General features: G+C 39.1%; 18 protein-coding genes. 9 read left to right on the top strand and 9 right to left on the bottom strand.

What is annotated here, in order from left to right:
- The first annotated feature begins 432 nt into the window (after positions 1-432).
- Positions 433-1,548: a tyrosine recombinase XerS gene (gene xerS / locus VP97_RS22195; RefSeq protein WP_050184338.1), complete on the top strand. Its 1,116-nt coding sequence runs from the start codon at positions 433-435 to the stop codon at positions 1,546-1,548.
- 87 nt (positions 1,549-1,635) lie between these two features.
- On the opposite strand, the gene VP97_RS22190 is transcribed toward xerS, so the two are convergent.
- The 3 genes from VP97_RS22190 to VP97_RS22180 all read right to left on the bottom strand — a co-directional run bounded on the left by VP97_RS22190 (position 1,636) and on the right by VP97_RS22180 (position 3,938).
- Positions 1,636-2,166, bottom strand: a complete 531-nt coding sequence (locus VP97_RS22190; RefSeq protein ID WP_050184337.1) for a methylated-DNA--[protein]-cysteine S-methyltransferase — start codon at positions 2,164-2,166, stop codon at positions 1,636-1,638.
- Between the two features lie 78 nt (positions 2,167-2,244).
- Complete coding sequence (locus VP97_RS22185; protein WP_216594946.1) at positions 2,245-2,700, bottom strand: putative immunity protein; 456 nt, start codon at positions 2,698-2,700, stop codon at positions 2,245-2,247.
- Between the two features lie 212 nt (positions 2,701-2,912).
- Positions 2,913-3,938, bottom strand: a complete 1,026-nt coding sequence (locus VP97_RS22180) for a glycine-rich domain-containing protein (RefSeq protein ID WP_050184336.1) — start codon at positions 3,936-3,938, stop codon at positions 2,913-2,915.
- A gap of 318 nt (positions 3,939-4,256) precedes the next feature.
- On the opposite strand from VP97_RS22180, the gene VP97_RS22175 reads away from it, so the two are divergent.
- Positions 4,257-5,996: a glycoside hydrolase family 13 protein gene (locus tag VP97_RS22175; protein WP_050184335.1), complete on the top strand. Its 1,740-nt coding sequence runs from the start codon at positions 4,257-4,259 to the stop codon at positions 5,994-5,996.
- Positions 5,997-6,080: 84 nt separating this feature from the next.
- Here the strand turns inward: VP97_RS22175 and VP97_RS22170 are convergent, their stop codons facing one another.
- Positions 6,081-6,896: an STAS domain-containing protein gene (locus tag VP97_RS22170; RefSeq protein WP_050184334.1), complete on the bottom strand. Its 816-nt coding sequence runs from the start codon at positions 6,894-6,896 to the stop codon at positions 6,081-6,083.
- An 869-nt stretch (positions 6,897-7,765) separates the two neighbouring features.
- Between VP97_RS22170 and VP97_RS22165 the strand changes: the two genes are divergently transcribed.
- Positions 7,766-8,581, top strand: a complete 816-nt coding sequence (locus tag VP97_RS22165; protein ID WP_216594945.1) for an SIR2 family protein — start codon at positions 7,766-7,768, stop codon at positions 8,579-8,581.
- A gap of 299 nt (positions 8,582-8,880) precedes the next feature.
- Here the strand turns inward: VP97_RS22165 and VP97_RS22160 are convergent, their stop codons facing one another.
- The 3 genes from VP97_RS22160 to VP97_RS24120 all read right to left on the bottom strand — a co-directional run bounded on the left by VP97_RS22160 (position 8,881) and on the right by VP97_RS24120 (position 10,519).
- A complete protein-coding gene (locus VP97_RS22160; RefSeq protein ID WP_050184333.1) occupies positions 8,881-9,681 on the bottom strand; it encodes a GH25 family lysozyme in 801 nt (266 codons plus the stop codon).
- 151 nt (positions 9,682-9,832) lie between these two features.
- A complete protein-coding gene (locus VP97_RS22155) occupies positions 9,833-10,213 on the bottom strand; it encodes a DUF6173 family protein (protein ID WP_050184332.1) in 381 nt (126 codons plus the stop codon).
- 165 nt (positions 10,214-10,378) lie between these two features.
- Entirely contained in the window at positions 10,379-10,519 is a 141-nt protein-coding gene (locus VP97_RS24120; RefSeq protein ID WP_156153599.1) for a hypothetical protein, read from the bottom strand.
- Between the two features lie 540 nt (positions 10,520-11,059).
- Between VP97_RS24120 and VP97_RS22150 the strand changes: the two genes are divergently transcribed.
- Positions 11,060-11,542, top strand: coding sequence for a DUF2798 domain-containing protein (locus tag VP97_RS22150; RefSeq protein ID WP_050184331.1), 483 nt, complete (start codon positions 11,060-11,062; stop codon positions 11,540-11,542).
- 253 nt (positions 11,543-11,795) lie between these two features.
- Here VP97_RS22150 and VP97_RS22145 read toward each other — a convergent pair whose 3' ends face one another.
- Entirely contained in the window at positions 11,796-12,008 is a 213-nt protein-coding gene (locus tag VP97_RS22145; protein ID WP_050184330.1) for a hypothetical protein, read from the bottom strand.
- Between the two features lie 724 nt (positions 12,009-12,732).
- On the opposite strand from VP97_RS22145, the gene VP97_RS22140 reads away from it, so the two are divergent.
- The 5 genes from VP97_RS22140 (at position 12,733) to VP97_RS22120 (ending at position 16,995) form a co-directional block, all read left to right on the top strand.
- Complete coding sequence (locus VP97_RS22140) at positions 12,733-13,086, top strand: helix-turn-helix domain-containing protein (protein ID WP_050184329.1); 354 nt, start codon at positions 12,733-12,735, stop codon at positions 13,084-13,086.
- 132 nt (positions 13,087-13,218) lie between these two features.
- Positions 13,219-14,049 (top strand): STAS domain-containing protein, encoded by an 831-nt coding sequence (locus VP97_RS22135; protein WP_050184328.1) that lies wholly within the window; start codon positions 13,219-13,221, stop codon positions 14,047-14,049.
- A 446-nt stretch (positions 14,050-14,495) separates the two neighbouring features.
- Entirely contained in the window at positions 14,496-14,945 is a 450-nt protein-coding gene (locus VP97_RS22130) for a CBO0543 family protein (RefSeq protein ID WP_050184327.1), read from the top strand.
- 803 nt (positions 14,946-15,748) lie between these two features.
- The gene (locus tag VP97_RS22125; protein WP_245629963.1) at positions 15,749-16,303 is read left to right on the top strand and encodes an aminotransferase class I/II-fold pyridoxal phosphate-dependent enzyme; all 555 of its coding nucleotides are present in this window, start codon (positions 15,749-15,751) and stop codon (positions 16,301-16,303) included.
- Positions 16,304-16,527: 224 nt separating this feature from the next.
- On the top strand, positions 16,528-16,995 hold the full coding sequence (locus VP97_RS22120) for a GNAT family N-acetyltransferase (protein ID WP_050184326.1): 468 nt from the start codon (positions 16,528-16,530) through the stop codon (positions 16,993-16,995).
- A gap of 127 nt (positions 16,996-17,122) precedes the next feature.
- Here VP97_RS22120 and asnB read toward each other — a convergent pair whose 3' ends face one another.
- On the bottom strand, positions 17,123-19,027 hold the full coding sequence (gene asnB, locus VP97_RS22115; protein WP_050184325.1) for an asparagine synthase (glutamine-hydrolyzing): 1,905 nt from the start codon (positions 19,025-19,027) through the stop codon (positions 17,123-17,125).
- Positions 19,028-19,377: the final 350 nt, after the last annotated feature.

Genomic DNA, 19,377 nt, shown 5'->3' with positions numbered 1-19,377 from the left:
GTAGAGAACCGGCTGAACACGATTGTGATACAAAATAATCATTTTTCTGCAGAAAAATGATACTTGATTCTAACATGAGCATCCAGCGATTTAATTTACAAATTCATGTTTAAATCAAGTTTTTCTGATTGTCTTTTTACGAACGAATGTTTTGGTTAAGTGAGAATCGTTAAAATAATAAGAACATGATTAAAAACGGATTTTTTAAGATTTCTGAAGCATTTTATGCATAATTTGCAGCACGCAGCCGGCTGAATGTAAATAAATAATGTATAAACCATTTAAAATAAAATCAATTTAGCTTAAATAATTAAAAATATTTGCCTGAAAAGCTGAATTTACCAAACGGATTCGATATAATGAATCTATCCTATCTTTTCTTAAAAATTGAATTTTACGCAAAGTTGAAATTAACCGAAAGAGGTTTGAAAAATGGCTAATACACGTCAGCACCAATTGCATGAAAAAAAATTAGAAGAATTAATGAAGCTTATGCCATTTTATGTGGTGGAATATGTGGACCAGAAGCTTGGCAGTCGGTCTCCTTCTACTCTTTTAAATTATGTGCATGATTATAAGTTGTTTTTTGAATGGCTTATGGCAGAAGGCATTACAAATGCCAGGGAAATAAAAGACATACCCATGAGCGTACTTGAAAACCTTAAATTAATTGAAGCTCAGGGGTTTATCCGCTTTCTAGAGCGCCGAGATATTCAAGTGAATAAACAGGATACCAAAAAATCAGAAAAAGTCTCGATTAATCGTAAGATCTCAGCACTTCGCTCTCTCTTTAAGTATTTAACAACCCAGACGGAAAATGAAGACGGCGAACCTTACTTCCACCGTAATGTAATGCTGAAAATTGAAGTGACCAAGGTAAAAGAAACGCTCAATGCCCGCGCTGCGCGTATTGCAACCAAGATTTTTCATCAGGATGACGATATTCGTTTCCTGGAATTCTTAAAAAACGACTATGAACAAGAATTGCCTGCAGATTCCCGTAAAGTTGTTTATTTCAAACGGGACAAGGAACGGGATATCGCCATTCTTTCACTGTTTCTTGGAAGCGGGATTCGGGTCAATGAGCTGTCCAATCTCCGCTTACGGGACATGGACTTTGAAATGGGACAAATTAGTGTTCTTCGTAAAGGTAATAAGCGGGATACTGTCGCAGTTGTTCCCCAGGCAATGGATGACGTAAAAGACTATCTCGCTATCCGTAATCAACGGTATAATGCCACTGGTGAAGATTATGAGTTTGTATTTTTAACAAAGGTTAAAAATGAGCCCCAGCCTCTTTCCAACCGTACGATTGAAGCATTGGTGAAAAAGTACACGAAAGCGTTTATGTCTAATAAATCCATGTCACCGCATAAACTGCGCCATACGTTTGGTACAAATTTAATGGAAGAAACAAATGATATTCATCTGCTTATGATGCAGCTTGGTCACAGTACGACTTCGACCGCTGCGCTTTATACAAACCCTGAGCAGGAAAAAGCACGTAAAGCGCTGAAAGAGTTGGGAGAAAAACGTAAAGAGCGTTAAACGTTGAATAAATAAGTGAAAGATAAGACATTGAGTTCTAGGAATGGAACGTACCTGCATTCTGAGGGAGCCCCCGCCTCGGTAGCTTTAAAGGCGGGCTCCTGCATATTTTGCTTCTAATTGAAGTAAGTATTGCTTCAACTCCAGACCGCCCCTGTAGCCGGTCAGCGCCCCGTTTTTTCCGATCACCCGGTGGCATGGAATGGTAATCAACACGGGGTTTGCGCCAATCGCGGCTCCTACTGCCCGGACGGCAGCCGGCTTTCCAGCAAGCTTGGCAATATCCGAATATGAATAGGTTTCTCCATAAGGAATCTGCTTGAGCGCTTCCCATATTTGCAGCTGAAAAGGTGTCCCCCTTACATCAGCAGGCAAATGAAAAGTACGGCTCGTTCCGGCAAAATAAGCGTACAGCTCATCCTTGTAAGGTTTTAAAGCACTGTGATCTTCCGTAAGAACAGCCGTTGTGAACCGTTTATTTACCCATGTTTCTAGCTCGTCAAGCGTCTGTCCCGGTGATCCTACATAACAAAGCCCTTTCCCTGTTTTGGCTATATAAAGCGACCCATGTTCATAGTCGACTGTGGACCACTGAACAGCTTCTGTTGTTTTGTTCATCTTTCCCCGCCTCCTTTCCCCTATTATACAGGTTAAACGAAAAAACAAAGCGCTTCTTTTAAAGAAGCGCAAAGCAACTTACATCTCTTTCTCTAAATCTAGTAAATGCTGATACTGCCAGGCTCGTTCATCAGCCACCGCTTCCGCGTCAAAATGGGTTGCATAGGCAATGGCCTTTACTGCGTAAGTAGATGCATGGATCGCATGGCCGAATACATGGACGGTTGCGACCGCCTGACCTGCTGCACGGGCGGCAGCAGTCGCTGCCTCATCATCTGTTTGACGAGCCGCGGCATGAGCTGCAAATGAAGCCTGGCGGACTTCTTTGGTACTCATTGTTCCCTGGAGCCATGCGTATCCTGATTTAATCGCTTCTCTCGGCCGCTCATCATGTGGAGATTTTTGTTCATAATGATCAATGACATGTTCCGCACAGGCTAGTGCCCAGCGTACAGCGATTGGATGAGTGATGTGCTGCAAATAATCTTCAATCGTTTTCTTTGTGTCTGTATCTATGAATAGCTGCTTTGTCATCGCAGTTTCCTCCTTTTAAGATTTTTTAAGCTCCTTTTATGTGAATCGAAGAGTTTTAGAAAATAGTATACTTTTTTCTTCCTTATTTGCTTTCATTTAAACATCTATTGTCTATATAAGTATGGATAAATTTGTTTATTGCATAAAAAAGCAGGTACCCATACCAGGGTCCCCTGCTTTTCAATATATATTGACTACATCCCTGTCTTCGTTTAGGAGCCTCCACCACAGCTGCTTGAAGAACAGCTGGATCCGCTTCCGCTGTCAGAAGAGCAGGAGTGAGAAGAATCATTCCCGGAGTCATGATGATCATAACGCTCGTCACGGTCATCACTATCGTAATAACCGCCTGAACTCATGTAGTTATTGTCTTCCGGTATAGGCTCATGTAGGGCCAGGATCGAATAAGACAGCAGCAAAACAGGCGTTTGATCCTCTGGTCGGTTCGCCATAATCGTTTTAGACCGCATTTTTTGACGGCGGTCAACGTGTTCTTCTGCTTCTTCAAGAAGCTCTGCAAGCTTTTTGATTAAAGCATGGATAAGAGGCTCATATTCTTCTGGCGCTACTTCAAACAGCTCTTGTTGAAGATATGTTTCCCGCTCCTTTCCTTTTGCTTTCTGCCATTTCTCTACAAAGGATTTGCGAAGCAGTGTTTTTCCAAATAGGCCTTGAATGGTTTCAGTGTAATCATGCTCTGTAAATAAAACTGAATATACCAATTCAAAAATAGCCCGCTCATGCTGTGATGCTCCCTTTGTTACTTTAGCTTTGTCAGTTGGAGTATGATGAATCATTGTACCATGAAATTGCTCGCAAAAAGCCGCATAATCCTTCGTAAACAAAATCATATCATGCCAAATGGCATCGACCTTTGCGCTGTACATCGGTACATTTTTCATGATGGCAGAAAGAATGAAAAACCGCTTTAATTCAAGCTGGTACCATGAAAACGACTGCTCGGACACCCTTCCTTTTTCGATCAACCGCGCTTTTACGGTCGCTTCGAGACTTGGATTCCAGGCATGCTCCAGTTTTTCAGCTAACGGCTTTGCTTCCGACATTTTTAAGCCAAGTGTCTGTTCCAGTTCAGAAGAAAGCGGCTTGTCTATTGCCGGTCTCTTGTAATTTCTTGCTTTCTGGCCGGATCGCCTGCCAGGCTTGTTTTTTCCGCTGGCCTTGTTAATAATGACGCTGGCTATAATGGCTGCAATCACGAGGAAAAATACAACCTCCATTATGTTTCCCTCCTTTTAACTCTCCCTGCTGTTTTTCTCTGTTTGATCTGTTCTCCATTTCTCCATTATCTTAATAAAGGAAAAAAGGAAAAAAATTAAATAAATAGAATTTTTTTCTGCAAGGCTTCTCTTCTATTGTATCATGCTCTTCTATTTATTCATGTCTCCTTGGCTAAAAAGTTTAAAACATTGGCGATACACCGGTTTTTTTTTGCAGAAAAGGATTAAAAGAAATAAGGGAAGGGAAAAGGCTAGATAAAATTGAGTGAAACAGCTCACACTACCTGAATACATAACTGTCTATGGAGGAATTTTTATATGTTAAAGGAAGCCATTTATCACCGTCCTAAAAACAATTTTGCTTATTCTTATGACCAGGATACTGTTCATATCCGCCTGCGCTCCAAGAAAGGCGACCTTACGCATGTATCACTGCTTCACGGAGATTCCTACGTACTTAAGAACGGTATATGGGTATATGACGAAGAAGACATGATTTTGGCTGGCTCAGATATGCTGTTTGATTACTGGATGGCAGAGATAAAGCCTGCTCACCGCCGCCTCCTTTACGGATTTAAATGTGTCAGCGAGGACGAGACTATTTATTACACAGAGCGCGGCTTTTTCGACCAAGCGCCGGAAAAAACAGCGAATTACTTTAACTTCCCATATATTAACCCGGCCGATGTTTTTACCGCGCCCAGCTGGGTAAAAGATACGGTCTGGTATCAGATTTTCCCGGAACGGTTCGGCAACGGCAATCCACGTCTGGATCCTCCCAATACACAGCCGTGGGGAGGCAAACCGGAGCTTGATAACTACTTTGGCGGCGACTTCCAGGGAGTCATTGACCACCTGGATTACCTGCAGGATCTCGGCATTACCGGTATTTACTTCACTCCTATTTTTAAAGCAAATACAAACCATAAATATGATACCATCGACTACCTTCAAATCGATCCACAATTTGGCGACGAAGCTATGCTGAAAAAGCTTATCGATGAATGTCATCAAAGAGGTATTAAAGTCATGCTTGATGCCGTATTTAATCATAGCGGCTACTTTTTTGGCCCGTTCCAGGATGTACTTGAAAAAGGTGAAGCATCGAAATATAAAGACTGGTTCCACATTCGAAAATTTCCGCTGCAGGAAGGTGACAAGTTAAATTATGAAACTTTTAGCTTTGAAAAAAACATGCCAAAGCTTAATACTGAAAATCCAGAAGTAAAAGACTATTTGTTAAATGTTGCCTCACATTGGGTGAAGAACTTTGACATAGATGGCTGGAGACTGGATGTGGCTGATGAAGTTGATCATGCGTTTTGGCGGGAATTTCGCCGGACGGTCAAAGCGATAAAACCGGATGTCTACATTCTGGGTGAAATCTGGCATGATGCTCTGCCTTGGCTTCAAGGAGACCAATTTGATGCGGCCATGAATTATCGTTTTGTTCATGCGATCGTAGACTTTTTCGCCCAAAGAAAGATGACAGCCGAACAGTTTAAGCAGGAAATTACCCATGTTTATCATTCTTATCCGATTCCCATCAATGAAGTTGCCTTCAACCTGTTAGGGAGCCATGATACGCCAAGGCTATTAACCGTTGCATATGACAATAAAGAAAGCGTCAAGCTGTCTTATTTGTTTGCCCTATCTTCTCCCGGGTCTCCATGTATTTATTACGGCGATGAAATCGGCTTAACAGGCGGTCCGGATCCGGACTGCCGCAAGTGTATGGTATGGGAAGAAGACAAGCAGGACCGCGATCTACGGGCTTTTATCCAAAAAGTGATTGCCCTGCGTAAACAGATCCCCGCTTTTGGAAACGGTGGCAGCTTTGCATTTGCAGATATCCATCCAGAGCTGATCAGCTACACGCGCGAAAATGAACAAGAGAAACTTCTATTTTTGATTAATTCAAGTGATACACCGATACAAGCTGATGTGCCGGATGTCTTTATGAATGCTCAAAATGTGTGGACGGAAGAAACACACAATGAGAAGACTGTCACCATTCAGCCGCAGAGCTTTATGATTCTGCATAAAACCATGCAGTAAACAGTAAAGAAGCATATAAAAAACCGATGCGCCTCCTTTTCCTTTGCAAGGAGACGTACCGGTTTTTTTCTATATTACATACGATTAATCTAGGCTCTCTAACGCTCTTTTTACAGTAGAAAACGTATCTGTACCAGAAAGTTCAATCCCACTTTTCACCACAATTTGAGCTAAATCAGGACGCAGGCCGGATGTAATCAGATGAATACCCACTAACTTGAGCATCATGCCCAGCTGCTGAAGGTAAGTGGCCATCTCGACATCAATTTGAGAGAGACCAGAAAAATCGACAATAAGATGATCGATCTCCATGGCTGACAGCTTAGGGAAAACATGCTCTAGTATATAGTTGGCCCGGTAAGCATCCATTTCTCCTATCAGAGGAAGAATCACAATTCCCTTCTTTATAGGGATAATAGGCGCGGATAGGGCAGCCATTTCTTTTTTTGCTTGCTCTTTCTTTTCCTCATACAGCTGTTCAAATGCAAAAATAGTTTCGTTTAAGCTGCTGTCCAGCATTTGATTAATACGCTTAATGATCAAAACGATTTGTTCCAAGGACAACTGAAGATGCTGTCCAATTTCTGTGAACATATCGGTTAACACTTCCCTTGTTGGAGGATACCGGACAGCTATAACGGAAACCCTGCCCCCTGAAGAAGTTTGCATATCTGCATTTTTTCGACTCCACTTTATAAAGAAATCAGGGATGCATTTTTCTTCTTTTATAAAGGAATCTCCAAAAAACTGTAAAAAATCAAGGTACATGGTGCGTGCCTGCTCTTTTTCCCAGTCTGGAATCGTCAGTTCCAGCTTTGCGATCACTTGTTCCACAACCTCGTTTGCTAATACTTCCACGTTGTCAGTAATATAAGCCGAAAATGTTAAAAATGAACTCACGATGGCTTCCCCTTTTTCTCGATTACATACTTTAACAGATGTATTTAATGTTTGTTTCACAAAAAAATTTGCAATAAAAATCTATTTAAAGTAAACATTATCCTAGTATTAAATATCGGGTCGTTTTCTTTATAGTAAAGATGACTTTAGTCACGAATTAGCATTACGTTTATAAGCAATGTGCATTTATTATATAAAAAAAAGCCCGTTCTTACTAGGTTAATAAGAACCAGCATTTTTTATGCTACCAAAAGAGCATGAAAAGCAGGTGCCTAACTAAAAAGCACCTGTTTTAACTGCCTTGTCATCTGTATGGGAAAGTTTTTAACCAAGACATGTATATTTGTTGCCCCAGCTTTTTTTTGCAAGATACATAATTTCTTCAACAATTTTACTTTCACCATGCCCTTTTACTGAAGGTTCAATGCCCTGTCGCCAGTTTTGTCCACTGTTGTTATCATTGTAAATCTTGTCTAGATGAGGAAATGGACAAGGCTGGATTGAGTATTTAAAATCGCTGCCCCGATTTCAGATAAAGAAAGAGCAGCTGGCAGAAGATCTAGTTTTGTCCAATTTAAATATCTTAAAAAAACAGCATGATAAGGAGAAACAAGCCCGGTGTTCCGTACAGATCCGGCAAATGCTTCTTTGTTTAATTCCTCTTCTGACGCGTTTTTAAGCTTAATCGGTATTCCCTAAAGCTGAACCACTCTTTGCTTAACGGACTTGGTGCTGTTGTCGAATGTAATTGCCCTTGTTTTCTTAAGCAAAGAAGTTCGTGAAATTACAGAAGATTATATTAAAAAATATATTTAAGGGGAAAGATAAAGTATCGTTATTTGTCACAATGAAGAAAGGAGCCGTCAGAATTGATAGACGAGTTAGCCACTGCAATCAAAAAGAAAAAAGCGATTTTGTTTGCCGGGTCTGGCGTCTCTAAAAACTTGGGCTTGCCGGATTATTCAGAAATGATTCAACAAATCGCCGAAAATCTTGGCTTTAACCCTGAAGAGTTTAGAGCCTGGGGTGATCGTGACTTTTTAACGCTGGCTGAGTATTACTTTTTAGAAAAAGGCTCACTGGGTGAACTGCGAAGCTGGATGGATCGAAAATGGCATAATCCGAAAATTGAGCTTCAACACTCAGAAATTCACCGGATGCTGATTGACTTGCATTTCCCTTTAATTTATACAACCAACTTTGACCGCTGGCTCGAAGAGGCGCATGATCATTACGGAAGGCCTTATACGAAAATTACCAATGTCGCGGACATCACTCAAATTGAAGATGGAAAAACGCAGATTGTAAAATTTCATGGTGATTTTGACGATGACTCCTCCATTGTGTTAACAGAATCCAGTTTTTTCAAGAGGCTGGATTTTGAAACGTCGCTGGATATTAAACTCCGGTCAGATTCATTGGAAAAATCTTTGCTTTTTATCGGCTACAGCCTTTCGGATATTAATATCCGCTATATGCTTTATAAGCTGCATAACCAGTGGAAAATTTCCAAGTATGAACATTTAAGGCCTAAATCGTATATTCTCTTGAATGAGCCGAATCCTATCAAAGAAACGATTTTAAAGGAAAGAGGGATTATCCCGATCATTTATGAAAATGAAAACCCCGGAAAAGCACTGCATGCTTTTTTAACAGACTTACTTCACCTTGTCCAAAAAGAATAGACATAAAAAAGACCGCTTCGTACAAACAGCGGCCTTTTTATATTATATTAGCATGAATAAATAGTACCTTATCTTTTTTCCACTGCTGTTCAGACAGCGATTTGCTACGATCTTCAGCCCGTACAGCAGCTTCTTTTAACTGCTTTATCACTTCTTTTGCATAAAATTTGTAAATGTTATTCGACACAGTCAGTCCACAATTAACTATTTATGGATTCGATTCATTCGTAAAAATAACGCAAACCCATGCTTCTCTACCCTGGCTTTCTTTTGTTTAAAGCAAAGGGATTTTAACTGCATTATTTGCCTTCTTGCCGAATTTGAGGGTTCATGCCGACTTTGCGGGAAATTACATCTCGGCCGTCTTCTGCCGCTTCTTTCGTTGAAAATGTTCCCGTCCATACCCGCTTCTCTTTAGCAAACGTTTTAAAGCCGGTTACCTTTTCCATCTTGATTGCTGCGGCTTCTGCGCTTTCGTCAGATGAAAAAGTGCCGGTAAAGATTCTGTATGTGCCAGGCGTGGAAGCAGCTGTGATCGGGTTCAGGAAAAATGAAAGTGGCTTGTCGCTGTTTAATCGGTTTAAATCAATGGGCCCCGAGACGCCAGCAACACGGCCATTATCCGTATACTGCCATAGATCACAGGGATAATCCGGTTTTTTTGTGCTGTAGCGGGGAATCCATACAAAGTCAGCTCTCACCTTATCGGCGCCGAATGGCTTGTACATATGATGTCCCACATACAGACCAACCTTTCTTGCTCCCAGATGGCGTAGTTCATCCATAAACGCTTGTGTCCCCGCTCTCATATCCCTCATTGTTTTCACTTCAACATCTGCTGCCCAAAAGCCGGCATGTTTATCGCCTCGTTCCCAAAAATCCTGTGCTTCTTTTCTTGCATCATTTACAGAAGCAAACCGACAAAAAGCGTAATTGCCAAACGGAACTTGATTTGCTTTACAGCCGATTACGTTTTCCTTGTATTTCCGGTCTCGAACACTGGAACCATCCTGTACCCGCAAAATGGCCAGATCCACTTCTTGGGCGGCAGCTGTCCAGTTAATAGTGCCTTGATGATGAGATACATCCACAATTTTCATAGCGCATCACCGTCTTTTTCAGTCTATTATACGTCAGAATCCATAAGCTGTCCGGAACCCTGCATATGGGTAATTTCTATTTTGATGTCTGTCACTTCAGCCTTTACACAAATCCCTAACAAAAAAGCCACTCATTAGAGTGACCCTGGCATTACTGGATAAAGCCCAGTGGAATTTTAGGCTCTTTAGGATTTGGACGAGGCATAGCCATCAATAAGAAATTAAGCTGTGATACATGTTGAATCAACTGCACCTCCAGCCCACTCTCAGTTACCCCGGCAAAAATGATTAAACTGGGATCACAATAACCCAGTGCTGTTACTTGAAAGGTCACCGATTGTCCGGATGGAATAAGTTTCACACCCACCCCTTGAGTACCGTCTAGCTTGTTATCGAAATCTTCAGCTCTTTTTTTCAAATGTTTATATACTTCACTTGCTGATTGGTGTCCTGGTGGGCTCATTGGTATAGGCAATTCATTGCAAATTTCATTATCCTTCATCGATTTGAATGCATCTGGCTTAGACTCCATTTCATCATCTCCTTTAGTACGCCGGATAGAGCCGCTTAAATCCCATTTATTATTTCCTTTTCCGTCAAATTATTACCCTTCGCATCATAAAAAGAATCTTTTTTGCTTGAACCTTTAAAGCAAAAAAGCACCTCGAAGGATGCCTCTAAAAAACGAAATTAACGCTTATGTCATGCTCAGAATTTTTAATTTCTTTTTATTCGTAGCCAACTTTTTACTTAATGCTTCTTTAACCAAAACGCTCACACTTTCACTTGGATCTGGATTAATCTCAACCTGTTCATAAATCTGACGTCCTTCTGGCATCCCATCACAATCCAGGATATCATAACTCACTTTAATTTTAATAAGAACAAGCCTTTAGTTCTTGAATAAGCTCTTTTCCGGACGAAAAAATAAACGTAAGTCTATACGTTTTCAGTTTTTTACCTTCTTTTTCCTTACCATTTCACAAAAGAGGTTAAATACCTTTATCCATACGGTTGGATGCGTGCAAACTGATTAAGCAGAACCGAGGACGGTGTCATCATTTAAATAATGGCATTTTTACAAATTATAGACGATATGCAGAACAATTTTTTCTACTGACGGGTTTATTAGCCAGTTTTGAGACGTATCATCCACTACTAAATAAGCTGCTTCATGTTTTTTAAAACCTACTGATTGCTGAATAAGATATACAGTTGTTAACGTTATCCTTCGGAAAAGCAGGTACAACCTACTTTTTCAAGTGAAAAACAAAATAAAGCCATATAACCTAGAGAAAAGTTCACAAAAATGTCACTTATGAAGAAATTTTTAAGCATATATAATTACATCTATCACTCAAAGGAAGGATGTTTTTATTTGCCTAGTAATAAGAAAGAGGGCATTGTTTTCGGACTGTTTATGTGCTTCGGAATGGTCCTTATTATGTCAACCTACAACACACTTTTACACGGACTTTCATCATTTACTATAGGAAGTGCCTTAGTCCAATTCGTGATAACATTTATCATCGCTTTTATCGCAGAGTCAATCGTTGAACCGAAAGCACGTAAAGTCGCCCTATCACTCCCTTACGATAAATCAAAAGAAATTAATCATATTTTAGCGATTGCTTTATGTATGGTCCCCTCAATGGTTTTGATTATGTCAGTATACGGCCTTGTTTTAACGGCGCTAATGACAGGAATTGAAGGTTCCATTTTCACTGCCTACCTTAAAACAGTTGGTTTGAACATTATCGTGGCGCTTCCATCTCAGCTGCTGATTGTAGGACCTATTTCACGCTGGCTGCTAACTAAGTACGTTAAGCCATCAACACAAAAAGCAAAAGTAAGTGCATAAAAACAAGCAAGCCAAATTCAAACCAAACTTCTAATAAAGCTCTTACTCTTTTGCTATTTCCAGCGGTTTCACGCCTGCCTTTTGTTTAAAATATAACGTGATCCTGTATGGGACGAATGTTTTTCACGCAGGGGTATTTCACTACCCTTGCATGTATTTTCATTACCGCCTATCAAGAAATAATTAAATATTAAAAAGCCGAACCATAAAGTGGCTCAGCTTTTCAAACTTGCTTTTGCTCTTTAAACAATAATCAGGTGCAGCCTTCACACTCATAATAATTGTCTTTTAGCTCTAACACTTTCAACAGTGCGCCGATCTCGATGTCCTCTTCCTCCGTCATTTCGATATCCGCTACTCTTGCTTTAATCGATTTATGGGCTGTCTCTTCATCTGGCTCCGCTACACTAAATTCACCTTCAGTACCTGTTGACAATACTCGATAGGCAAACAAAAATCGTTTCATCGTTTGTTTGTCCTCCTTTCATCTATCTTGCTTCCCTAGCATAAACGAAAACTAATTATTAGTGAAAATTTTTGATTTTAAATGATTTATATTTTTATGTTTTTTCCTGCTTAAAAACGTAAAACTGCCGGATGGTAAGTGAGATTCCCCAAAATGAAGAAGAAGCAGAAAGCGTCATTTGTGATATAGTGAACCTCTAGATATTCATAGGATTTTTTTAGGCTTTTCTTAGTCACCTCCCTTTGATAAGAAAAGAGGTGACAAGATGTCCTATGACGGTATAAAGTTGATGTTGGAGTTTTTTACAACATCATAAAAACAGTAAAATTACCTATACTTTAAAAGAGAATAACCACCCCGCCGGCTCAGTAAGCCTGGAGGTTAACGGTATGATAAAAATCGTTTCTTTTCAGCTTCCCTGTGAAGTTGGCTATTACAAAGATATAGACGAAGCTGCATCCGTCATTGACGAACTAATCAACTAGCAAAATAAAAACCTCTGTGATTTCAGAGGTTTTTATTTTGTGCTTCCGGTTGGCTTATTTTCAAGGTTAAGTTCACTTCTTCCCTTTCTATTTACTGGTAGTTAACCCAATACAGTTAGCTTATTTTTATATGTTACCTATCTAGTCCAACATAATTGTAAAAGATCCACTAAACTCAGGTTATTTGAAATTAACCTATTGTTAACATATAATAAAACAATGAGTGAGGTGTTTTAGTTATGATTGGAGAAAGATTAAAAAAACTTCGCAAAGAAAAAAAACTTACTCAAGAAGAGTTAGGAAAAAAAGTGAATGTCACAAAGGTTTCTATATCCGGCTATGAAACCGGGAACCGAAGCCCAGATTCAGAAACGCTTCAAAAACTTGCGGATTTTTTTAATGTTTCAATTGACTATTTATTAGGTCGTTCCGATTTAAAAAACATAGATTTATTAGATGAAGATATTCGGATGCTCAACGTATTGCATGATTCAAAGAATAAGCACTTTTTTAAAGAAATATCGTTATATGAAGAAGAGAAATTAAACCGCCTTCTCAAAGTTTGGAATGCAATTAAAGATGATTTGAACTGAACACATTAATTATGTGTGGATTATATTTATTTTTAATTGGATATTCTGTTATCGAATCATTTTGATCTGTAGTATTTTGACAATGAGCAAGGTTAAAATCAATCTGTTGAAGTAGAAAGGTGACCTGTCATTATGATATTTTTTGAAACAGTTGGGCGCTTATTGAGCGAAAATCACATTGATGTATCAGTAGAAATTAGTCAGAAATTAGAACATAGATACGCCTCCTTTTTTCGAGAAAGCGGACTTTCTGATGAGTCTGTTACCAAGTGGCGGGCAGAGCTGATTGCATTTATCGGTGCAGGTATTCTAGCTCAAAGCCCTGACAATGTAACAGATGAGGTAGTGGATTGGGCAGCACAAACAGCTGAAGGAGCTGTTCAGCACGGAGTAGGAATCGACGAATTAATGTTTACTGTACGGTGTTACCGTGAAGTGATCTGGGAATACGTTGAAAGAAAGGTAAATATCGATCAGATGCGGCCTACCTCTGTTTTAAAAGTTAATCGCATCATTGATACACTTTTAGATCAAACAGCCCAAACATTTAGTATTTCGTATGTTCGTTACAATACCCAAACCATAAAAGCCGCACAGAAAGCGTTTAATGAAATTTCTTTTCCTGTAGTAGCTCTTTCTGATCGAGTGGCCATTCTTCCTTTAATTGGTGAATTAGATGAAGGACGCGCCAGCATTTTATTAGAAAATGTGCTGCCGAAATGTAAAGACTTGAAAATTGAAGAATTGATTCTTGATTTATCGGGAGTTCCTCATATTGACAATATGACTGCTGATAAATTATTTCAATTGAAACATTCCCTTGACTTGATAGGCATTTCCTTAACTTTTACCGGGATAGGTCCCAAACTTGCCTTGCCTATGGTAAACCTCGGTATTCCGCTTAATCAGCTTAATATAAAAGGAACGCTAAAAAACGCCATTTCTACCTACAAAATGATTTAATACACTTTTAAGGCTTCAGCAAGAGGATCACCATTTTGTCATCGATTTCCCTGAAAACAGCGTATTAAATAACCAATCAATGCCCTTTTCTCCGAAGAACAGAGCATTGATTGGTTTTATTTGGTTACGGAAAGACGAATCTCTTTTCTGCCGATCATAAAGGTTTTCATGTTGTTGGGTGGTCACCATTACTCTTTCTCGTCATTGAATTCTCATCTTTTGTTAATGGCTATCCTACGCGCAGTCGGTATCTCCGTCAAGAAAATTCTTGAAAGTCTCTCTGAAATCTTGATCAACACAAGTAAAATCTGCTTTTCATTCCCATCGTATAGTGGTTTAGGAAAATGGACAGGTTATCACTAACAAGCGAATCAACTAATGACTGTGTATTGTGTTTTTGATAGGGGATACACGGTTGTTTTTTAATTTAAAGGAGCTGGAGAGACATGTTTTTCTCAATCGCTTTGCTTATTATTCCCTGGCTGATCGCTTTATGGCACCTTCATCCGAAAGATAAACAGCTGATCCCGTTAATCGCTCCTCTTGCTTCTGTGGCGGCCTTTATTGTTAATGGATGGGGTGTGTATTTCGGTTTCTGGCGTGTTTATCCTTTTATTGAGCTGAATACGATTGCTACCTATCCTTGTAATTTAGGTATCTTTCCAGTTTTGGGCTGCTACATGGTGTATTTTATTAAAAAACATGGACATCCTTACTTGATAATTTTCCTTATTACATTGTTTACAACCCTGCTTGAAGGGTGGTTTGTTGGGATAGGAAAAGCGATCTACGGGAATGGATGGAACCTCTTTTGGACCTTTGTCTCGTATTTCTTCCCTTATTTGATCGGCTACTGGTTTTATCTGCACTTAAAAAAGATTCAGGTAATGAATTGACCATAAAATATGATGTATAACTATTCATTTACTGGTTCATACTGTTACTGTTCGTTTCAAATCCTAACTCCTACAAACTGAAACCATTTCACAGTCAGGCATTCCGTCTGACTGTATTTTTTTGTTAATATAAATTATTTTGAAATATCATCATTCAAATAGGATAACGTAAGTACTAAGCTTCCCACCCACCGCCGCACACATCAAAATAGCATAAGTCTGTTTGACAGCTCTTTTCCTCTTCTTTGAATGAACACGTGATGTTGAAGCTGAAAGGATAAAATAATAGCTGTATCTTCTTTTAGTTGGGTAACTATAATCGTTTCCCGGGTCACATAACCTGAAATTTCTTCTCCTATCATTGCCAGGTCAAAAGGTAATCTGATTTAAAAAAGTTTAGAAGCCTTGCCGCGTAAAAATACAGTAAAGCTTTTTTATTTTACTTCACTAATCTCCTATGTATTATCTCAATAAAGTAAATGCTCGTATCTGAAATATTATTATTTTAAAGCAACATAAACTAAATAAATACATCCAAATATATACAAAATCAATGTGTCCATAAAAAATCTCCCTGGTGTTTGATTCCATTATACACTATTATACACTATTTGGTTTTTAAGTAAACAACATACAAATTTTATGGGAATTACATATTTATCTCTTCTATTTTTTAAAAATTCAAAAAAACATTATCTTTTTTTGAATGGAAGTAATGCCATCACAGTAATCAAATGTATACTATTAGCATTATCACCTTTAAAGGTACAGCCAGTCTTTCATTACAAGTGGAGTGCGTAGAAATGAAACGTAAATTTGCAAAAAGAGCGGATTTAGTTAAATCATCTGAAACACGAGAAATCTTGAAGGTAACAGAACGGCCAGAAGTCATTTCCTTTGCAGGAGGACTCCTGGCTCCAGAATTGTTTCCAGTTAAGGAACTAAAAGAGGCATGTGAAGCAGTATTGGAAGAAGACGGTCCGGCTTCCCTCCAATACAGCACAACAGAAGGATATATCCCGCTTAGAACGGCAATCATGAAGCGGATGAATGCAATCGGTATTCAAGCGAATTTACAGCAAATCTTGATAACATCGGGTTCCCAGCAGGCTATTGATCTGACTGGCCGACTTCTTCTTGACGAAGGGGATACTGTTATTTGTGAAAGTCCTACGTACCTCGCTGCGGTTAATGCCTTTAAAGTCTACAATGCCAATTTTGTAGAAGTGGAGATGGATGAAGACGGTATGATGATGGAAGCACTAGAGAAACGGCTTCAGGAAAACCCGCAAGCTAAATTTATATACACCATTCCCGATTTTCAAAATCCAACAGGGCGAACGTTAAAACTTGAATGAAGAAAAAAGATGATTGAGCTCGCCAGCCAGTATGAGGTTTTCATTGTGGAAGATAACCCATACGGAGCGGTGCGTTTTTCTGGCCCCCCCTTCCCCCTGTAAAACATTTTAATACCCTGCCTTTTATAAAGAAGTCTTTTCATTTGGAATTTAACCATTTTCAACAAATCCCCCTCGGCATTACAAAATTGCTTGCTGAGCGTCTAGTTTAATGAGGCAGGTGAATGTATATGGAGATCATAAAACTGCAAAAACATGATATTAAACAGGCACTTGATTTAGCATGGAACGTTTTCCTCGAATTTGATGGACCTGATTACTCTAAGGAAGGTATTGAAGAGTTTAAAAAATTCCTTTCTTATCCTTCCATGAAAGAGAAGTTTGAGAAAGGAGAGATCGTCTTTTGGGGCTGTAAAGTAAACAGTGTTCTAACAGGCGTAATCGCTACAAGAGGAATTAGCCACATTTGTATGCTGTTTGTAATCAAAGAATTTCATAGAAAAGGTATAGCGACAAGACTATTTGAAGCAGTGAAAGAAAACTGCAAAAATAAAAGTAACATAATAGAAATTACGGTTAACTCTTCTCCTTATGCCCTTGAGGCTTATCGCCGTCTTGGTTTTATAGATACCGACCATGAACAGATTGTGGATGGAATCCGGTTCATCCCGATGTCTTATCTATTAAAATAAGATAGAAATATGTAATACGACTCAAAGAGAGTAACAGTGTGTTTTGGTATATCTTTTTTTAAAACACACTGTTATAGAAAAAAAGCACCCGGACAAAAGCCTGGATGCTCACTTATAATGGCGTAATTTATTGATATACCGGATGCAGTTTAGGCTGCATAACAAAATCCTGCTCTACATTATATACTTCTTCTACGTAAATCTGGTGCCAGATCATAAACACCAGAATGGTCCAGATTTTCCGGCTGTTGTCTTTTTTATTGCTTACATGTTCTTGAAGAAGACGCATTGTTTCCTGTTTATTGAACAAGTAATCTGTTCCGCTCGTTTGAATCAAATTGACGGCCCAGTCATACAGCTCGTCTTTCAGCCAGTGACGGATCGGCACTGGGAAACCCAGTTTCTTGCGGTTTATCACGTGATCCGGCACAATACCTTCTGCTGCTTTACGTAATACATACTTTGTTGTGTTATTTTTGATTTTTTGATTTGTTGCGATGGATGAGGCAACATCAAACACTTTTCGATCCAAAAACGGTACACGCAGCTCGAGCGAGTTGGCCATCGTCATTTTATCTGCTTTTAGAAGAATATCCCCACGCAGCCATGTATGAATGTCGATATTTTGCATTTTTGTCACTGCATCATAGTCAGCAGATTGACGATAGACAGGAGCTGTTACACCTGTATAGTTTATTAAATTCGGATTGTATTGAGACAGCAGCACTCTTTTTTCTGCTTCTTCAAATATCTTCGCGTTCCCAATGTAACGCTGTTCAAGCGGTGTAGCTCCGCGCTCAATAAAGCTTTTTCCTCTAAAGCCATCAGGAAGAATGCGGCTTAATGTTTTCAGTGCACTTTTTATTGGACTTGGAACGGACTGGAATACACGAAGGGATTCTGGCTCGCGATAAATATTATAGCCGCCAAAAAGCTCATCAGCTCCTTCTCCTGACAGAACAACCTTAACATGCTTTCTTGCTTCTCGCGCTACAAAGTAAAGCGGCACAGCTGCCGGGTCTGCCAGCGGATCATCCATATGCCAGATAATCTTCGGCAGCTCCTGCACAAATTCCTCCGGTGAAATAATATGGCTGATGTTCTCTAAATCCAGAGCTTCAGCTGTTTCTTTAGCCACATCAACTTCACTGAATCCATTTCGTTCAAAGCCGACAGAAAATGTTTTTAAGTTCGGATTTACCTGCTTGGCAAGTGAAACGATAAAGGAAGAATCAATTCCCCCGGATAAAAATGAGCCGACTGGTACATCGCTGCGCATATGCACATTAACGGAATCAATCAAAATATTACGGATATCTTTAATTATTTGATCTTCCGTTGCTTTAATTGGCCGAAATGTTGGTTTCCAATAGGATTGAATGTTCATGGCTTGTCCTGGTTTTTGCGTAAAGAAATGGCCGGGCTCCAGCTTTTTTATGTTTTTTGTCATCGTATCAGGCTCCGGGACGTATTGAAAACTTAAATAATGCTGCAGTGACTGAGCATCTAATTCGCCTTTTTGGACAGACAAAATACTTTTCTTTTCAGACGCAAAGTATGTTTTATCCCCCTGCTCAAGATAGAAAAATGGCTTAATACCAAAATGGTCGCGTGCACCAAAAATCTCTTGTTCTACTTTATCCCAGATTACAAAGCCAAACATTCCTCTCAGCCTTTTAACCGATTTTTCTTTCATGTCACTGTAAAGGGCAATAATCACTTCTGTATCTGATTCTGTAGCAAACTGGTACCCTTTTTCTACTAATTCTTGACGCAGTTCAACATGATTATAAATCTCGCCGTTAAAAATAATCCAATAACGCTCATTTTCATAGGAAAGAGGCTGATGACCGCATTCAATGTCAATAATACTTAAACGCTTAAAGCCAAACTGTATATGGTCTTCCATAAAGTAACCTTCATCGTCTGGTCCTCTATGCGTAATTAAAGCATTCATTTTTTTAAAGCTTTCCAGCATTTCCTCTGTTTGTTTATATGGTTGCGCGTGCATACAGCCCACAAATCCGCACATACATTACACCTTCTTAGTTAATTTAAGTTACATTTTTTTCAGTTTAAAGAGAAAGTTATTGTGTAAATATCACTTAGTAAAGCTAGCGTTATTCCAACTGTATTATCCGTATTAAACGTACTAATACACATAATATATATATTTTCTTTTAAAAGCAATAATTACCAAGATGGATTATTATATCATAAATGTGATAAACACAAAATAAGCATCTTTATCCATATTGACGTTATTTTTCTAGTTCTGAAGGCGAAAAAACAGAGCTGTTTATATACTGTAATTTCCCTGCTTTCCAGAGTGCGATGTAGGTCTGTATGCTGAAAAAACAAACATAAAATAACCAGCTTTTT

This window comes from Domibacillus robiginosus (assembly GCF_000966195.1).
Taxonomy (GTDB): Bacteria; Bacillota; Bacilli; order Bacillales; family Domibacillaceae; genus Domibacillus; species Domibacillus robiginosus.
This window is presented reverse-complemented; position numbering and strand designations above follow the sequence as displayed.

Excerpts from the sequence above, each read along its gene's own strand:
- xerS (WP_050184338.1), top strand. The coding sequence starts at position 433 with ATGGCTAATACACGTCAGCACCAATTGCATGAAAAAAAATTAGAAGAA.
- VP97_RS22190 (WP_050184337.1), bottom strand. The coding sequence starts at position 2,166 with ATGAACAAAACAACAGAAGCTGTTCAGTGGTCCACAGTCGACTATGAA.
- VP97_RS22185 (WP_216594946.1), bottom strand. The coding sequence starts at position 2,700 with ATGACAAAGCAGCTATTCATAGATACAGACACAAAGAAAACGATTGAA.
- VP97_RS22180 (WP_050184336.1), bottom strand. The coding sequence starts at position 3,938 with ATGGAGGTTGTATTTTTCCTCGTGATTGCAGCCATTATAGCCAGCGTC.
- VP97_RS22175 (WP_050184335.1), top strand. The coding sequence starts at position 4,257 with ATGTTAAAGGAAGCCATTTATCACCGTCCTAAAAACAATTTTGCTTAT.
- VP97_RS22160 (WP_050184333.1), bottom strand. The coding sequence starts at position 9,681 with ATGAAAATTGTGGATGTATCTCATCATCAAGGCACTATTAACTGGACA.
- VP97_RS22155 (WP_050184332.1), bottom strand. The coding sequence starts at position 10,213 with ATGGAGTCTAAGCCAGATGCATTCAAATCGATGAAGGATAATGAAATT.
- VP97_RS24120 (WP_156153599.1), bottom strand. The coding sequence starts at position 10,519 with ATGCCAGAAGGACGTCAGATTTATGAACAGGTTGAGATTAATCCAGAT.
- VP97_RS22145 (WP_050184330.1), bottom strand. The coding sequence starts at position 12,008 with ATGAAACGATTTTTGTTTGCCTATCGAGTATTGTCAACAGGTACTGAA.
- VP97_RS22140 (WP_050184329.1), top strand. The coding sequence starts at position 12,733 with ATGATTGGAGAAAGATTAAAAAAACTTCGCAAAGAAAAAAAACTTACT.
- VP97_RS22135 (WP_050184328.1), top strand. The coding sequence starts at position 13,219 with ATGATATTTTTTGAAACAGTTGGGCGCTTATTGAGCGAAAATCACATT.
- VP97_RS22130 (WP_050184327.1), top strand. The coding sequence starts at position 14,496 with ATGTTTTTCTCAATCGCTTTGCTTATTATTCCCTGGCTGATCGCTTTA.
- VP97_RS22125 (WP_245629963.1), top strand. The coding sequence starts at position 15,749 with ATGAAACGTAAATTTGCAAAAAGAGCGGATTTAGTTAAATCATCTGAA.
- VP97_RS22120 (WP_050184326.1), top strand. The coding sequence starts at position 16,528 with ATGTATATGGAGATCATAAAACTGCAAAAACATGATATTAAACAGGCA.
- asnB (WP_050184325.1), bottom strand. The coding sequence starts at position 19,027 with ATGTGCGGATTTGTGGGCTGTATGCACGCGCAACCATATAAACAAACA.